The organism is Streptomyces sp. NPDC007162, from assembly GCF_040634175.1.
Classification (GTDB): domain Bacteria; phylum Actinomycetota; class Actinomycetes; order Streptomycetales; family Streptomycetaceae; genus Streptomyces.
This window is the reverse complement of sequence record NZ_JBEYFC010000620.1, coordinates 1-4,520: the sequence shown is the minus strand read 5'-3', so window position 1 is coordinate 4,520 and position 4,520 is coordinate 1. Positions and strand designations below refer to the sequence as shown.

Annotated in this window: 4 protein-coding genes; 1 reads left to right on the top strand and 3 read right to left on the bottom strand. The window is 70.6% G+C overall.

From position 1 onward, the window contains the following. The 3 genes from ABZ646_RS40650 to ABZ646_RS40640 form a co-directional block, all read right to left on the bottom strand. The coding region (locus ABZ646_RS40650) for a molybdopterin cofactor-binding domain-containing protein (protein ID WP_360531031.1) at positions 1-2,272 on the bottom strand (2,272 nt) is incomplete at its 3' end. 4 nt (positions 2,273-2,276) lie between these two features. Beyond that, positions 2,277-2,846 carry a (2Fe-2S)-binding protein gene (locus tag ABZ646_RS40645; RefSeq protein WP_360531028.1) on the bottom strand — a complete coding sequence of 190 codons (570 nt, stop codon included), beginning with the start codon at positions 2,844-2,846 and terminating at the stop codon, positions 2,277-2,279. Continuing rightward, on the bottom strand, positions 2,846-3,736 hold the full coding sequence (locus ABZ646_RS40640) for a xanthine dehydrogenase family protein subunit M (RefSeq protein WP_360531025.1): 891 nt from the start codon (positions 3,734-3,736) through the stop codon (positions 2,846-2,848). Before ABZ646_RS40640 ends, ABZ646_RS40645 begins: the two co-directional genes overlap by 1 nt. Before the next feature lie 353 nt (positions 3,737-4,089). Here ABZ646_RS40640 and ABZ646_RS40635 point away from each other — a divergent pair. Continuing rightward, a partial coding sequence (locus ABZ646_RS40635) for a PucR family transcriptional regulator ligand-binding domain-containing protein (RefSeq protein WP_360531034.1) occupies positions 4,090-4,520 on the top strand: 431 nt, incomplete at its 3' end.

Below are 4,520 nucleotides of genomic sequence, written 5' to 3'. Positions count from 1 at the left end.
TGACGGCCTCCGCAAGCCCGTGAGGATGAGCGGCTGAAATGAACGCCGTCCAAGGGGGGTCGCACGGCGTGTCGAGGATGGTCGGGATCAGGTAGTCCGTGAAGGACGGGTTCCTGACCTTCGCCGTCTTCGGGTCGACGATGATCTCCTCCATCACCGCGATGCCCAGGCCCTGGGTCGTACCGCCCTGGATCTGGCCGACGACGGAGAGCGGGTTGAGCGCCTTGCCGACGTCCTGGGCGCAGGCCAGCTCGATCACCTTGACCAGGCCCAGCTCGGTGTCGACCTCGACGACCGCGCGGTGCGCGGCGAAGGAGTACTGGACGTGGCCGTTGCCCTGGCCGCTGCGCAGGTCGAAGGGTTCGGTCGGCCGGTGCCGCCACTGCGCCTCGACCTCCACGCTCTCCTCGCCGAGCACGTCCGCCAGGTCGGCGAGCACCTCGCCGCCGTCGGTGACCACCTTGCCGCCCTCCAGGAGCAGTTCGGCGGTGACCCAGGCCGGGTGGTACGTGCCGAACTTGCGGCGGCCCAGTTCCAGGACCTTCTCCCGGACCAGTTCGCAGGAGTTCTTCACGGCGCCGCCGGTGACGTAGGTCTGCCGCGAGGCCGAGGTCGAACCCGCCGATCCCACCTGGGTGTCGGCCGGATGGATGGTCACCTGTGCCACGCCCAGCTCGGTGCGCGCGATCTGCGCGTGCACGGTCACCCCGCCCTGCCCGACCTCCGCCATCGCGGTGTGCACGACGGCGACGGGCTCGCCGCCGACGACCTCCATGCGCACCCGCGCGGTGGAGTAGTCGTCGAAGCCCTCGGAGAAGCCGACGTTCTTGATGCCGACGGCGTAGCCGATGCCGCGTACGACGCCTTCGCCGTGGGTGGTGTTGGACAGACCGCCGGGCAGCTGCCGTACGTCCGGCTCCTCGCCGGCCGCGAGCCACTGCTGCTCGGGCGGCAGCGGCATCGCGACGACCCGGCGCAGGAGTTCGGCGACGGGGGCGGGCGAGTCCACCGGCTGTCCTGTCGGCATGATCGTGCCCTGTTCCATGGCGTTCAGTTTCCTGAACTCCACCGGGTCCATGCCGAGTTGCTTGGCGACCTTGTCCATCTGCGCCTCGTAGGCGAAGCACGCCTGGACCGCGCCGAAGCCGCGCATCGCGCCGCACGGCGGGTTGTTGGTGTAGAGCGCGATGGCCTCGATGTCGACGTCGTCGACGACGTACGGCCCGATGCCCAGCGAGGCGGCGTTGCCGACGACGGCGGGGGAGGCGGAGGCGTAGGCGCCGCCGTCGAGCACGATCCGGCACTTGACGTGCGTCAACTTGCCCTCGCTGGTCGCCCCGTGCTCGTAGTGGAGCCGGGCCGGGTGGCGGTGGACGTGGCCGAAGAAGGACTCGAAGCGGTTGTAGACGATCTTCACCGGCTTGCCGGTGCGCAGCGCCAGCAGGCAGGCGTGGATCTGCATCGACAGGTCCTCGCGGCCGCCGAACGCGCCGCCGACGCCGGCCAGCGTCATCCGCACCTTGTCCTCGGGCAGCCCGAGCACGGGTGCGATCTGGCGCAGGTCGGAGTGGAGCCACTGGGTGGCGATGTAGAGGTGGACGCCGCCGTCCTCCTCGGGCACCGCGAGACCGGACTCGGGGCCGAGGAAGGCCTGGTCCTGCATGCCGAAGTAGTACTCGCCCCTGACGACGACGGCGGCCTTCTTCGCGGCCTCGTCGGCGTCGCCGCGGACGATCGGCTGGCGGTGCACGATGTTGGGGTGCGGGACGTGGCCGATGTGGTGGTCGTCGCGGTTCTCGTGGACGAGGACCGCGCCGGGCGCCGTGGCCGAGGCCTCGTCGGTGATCACCGGGAGTTCCCGGTAGACGACCTTGATCTTGGCGGCGGCGCGGCGGGCGGTCTCCGGGTGGTCGGCGGCGACGATCGCGACCGGCTCGCCGTGGTGGCGTACCTTGCCGTGGGCGAGGACCGGGGTGTCCTGGATCTCCAGGCCGTAGTTCCTCACCTCGGTGGGCAGGTCGTCGTACGTCATGACGGCGTACACGCCGGGCTGGGCGAGGGCCTCGCCGGTGTCGATCGACACGATCTCGGCGTGCGCGACCGTGGAGCGCAGGATCTGGCCCCAGAGCATGTCCTCGTGCCACAGGTCGGACGAGTACGCGAACTCGCCGGTGACCTTGAGGATGCCGTCGGGACGGAGCGTGGACTCGCCGATGCCGCCCTTGGTCCCCGACCCCTGGGTGATCTTCGTGGGAGCGCCGTTGATGGGCATCGGCTCAGACCGCCTCTGACTGCCGGGCGGCCGCGAGGCGGACCGCGTCCATGATCTTCTCGTAGCCGGTGCAGCGGCACAGGTTGCCCGACAGCGCCTCGCGGATGTCCGCGTCGGTCGGGTTGGGGTTGTGCTCCAGCATCTCGTCGGCGGCGACCAGCAGACCGGGCGTGCAGAAACCGCACTGGACGGCGCCCGCGTCGATGAACGCCTGCTGGACCGGCGAGAGTTCGGTGCCCTCGCCGGCGTGGGAGGCCTGCCCCTTGGCGGCCCAGCGCCGGGCCTGGTCGAGCGAGGTGCCGCACGTGGGGCCGCTGTCACGCTGCCTGGCGTAGTCCGCGAGGCCCTCGACCGTGACGACCTCGCGGCCCTCGGCCTGTCCGGCGGCGACCAGGCACGAGCACACCGGCACGCCGTCCAGGCGGACGGTGCAGGAACCGCACTCGCCCTGTTCGCAGGCGTTCTTGGAGCCGGGCAGGCCGAGCCGCTCGCGCAGCACGTAGAGCAGGCTCTCGCCCTCCCAGACGTCGTCGGCTTCCTGCGGGCGTCCGTTGACGGTGAAGTTGACGCGCATCAGGCGACACTCCCCTTCTGCTGAGGGGTGCCGCGGTACGACTCCCAGGTCCAGGTGAGGGTCCTGCGGGCCATCACGCCGACCGCGTGGCGGCGGTAGCTCGCGGTGCCGCGGACGTCGTCGATGGGGTTGCAGGAGGCGGCGCACAGGTCCGCGAACTGCTTGGCGACCGACGGGGTGATGATCTTCTTGTTGTCCCAGAAGCCGCCCTCGTCGAGCGCGGCGTTCAGGAAGTCCTCGGCGGTCTTCGCCCGTACGGGTGTCGGGGCGGCCGAGCCGATGCCGGTGCGGACCGTCCGCGTCGCGGGGTGCAGGGCGAGCCCGAACGCGCACACGGCGATGACCATGGCGTTGCGCGTGCCGACCTTCGAGTACTGCTGCGGGCCTTCGGCCTTCTTCACGTGCACCGCGCGGATCAGTTCGTCGGGGGCGAGCGCGTTGCGCTTCACGCCGGTGTAGAAGTCGTCGATCGGGATGAGCCGGGTGCCGCGCACCGACTCGGCCTCGACCTCGGCGCCCGCCGCGAGCAGCGCGGGGTGGGCGTCGCCGGCCGGGGAGGCGGTGCCGAGGTTGCCGCCGACGCCGCCGCGGTTGCGGATCTGCGGGGAGGCGACCGTGTGCGAGGCGAGGGCGAGGCCCGGCAGTTCGGCGCGCAGGTGCTCCATGATCCGGGTGTACGGCACGGAGGCGCCGAGCCGTACGCTCTCCTCGCCGACCTCCCACTCGTAGAGATCGCCGATGCGGTTGAGGTCGAGGAGGTACTCGGGCCGGCGGTGGTCGAAGTTGATCTCGACCATCACATCGGTGCCACCCGCGATCGGCACTGCGGTGGGGTGCTCGGCCTTGGCGGCGAGCGCCTCCTCCCAGCTGGCGGGGCGAAGGAAGTCCATGACCGGCTCTTTTCTCCGTCTCGTTGTGTCTCGTGAGTCGTGCGGATTGAGCCAATCCGTGTGCGGCGGGCCCGGCTCGTTCATGTCCTGTTCACGCGGGACGAGGTCAGTACACCGCCCCGTACTCCAGCAGGGTCAGTCACCGAAACCATGAAGGAGTTGGCTGGCCAGCACGGGCATCTTGTAGATTCGTATGAACAGAGGTCATCGGTAACCTCTTGGTTTTCCTGCGGAAACGCGGGAAACGCTCAGGTGCCACGCGGTAACGGCCTGTGACCACGTCCGCCCGGCACCTCGACCCGGACCCTCCAGGATTCATCGTAGATTTCGAGACACAGAACGGCGGCGACGAGATGCGGCTGCGCGCACTGCTGGACACCGATGCGCTGGGCCTGCGGCTGCTCGGCGGCGAGGACGAGTTGGACCGCACCGTGCGCGGGGTCATGACCACCGACCTGCGCGACCCCAGCCGCTACCTCTCGGGCGGTGAGCTGGTGCTGACGGGCCTGGCCTGGCGCCGGGACGCCGCGGACTCCGAGGCGTTCGTACGACTGCTCGTGCAGGCCGGGGTGGTGGCGCTGGCGGCCGGCGAGGCGGAGCTCGGCGTCGTCCCGGACGACCTGGTGGTGGCGTGCGCCCGGCACCGGCTGCCGCTCTTCGCGGTCCACGAGTCGGTGGCCTTCGCGACGATCACCGAGCATGTCGTGCGGCAGGTCAGCGGCGAGCGGGCCGGGGACCTCGCGGCCGTCGTCGACCGGCACCGCAGGATGATGACCTCGGGCCC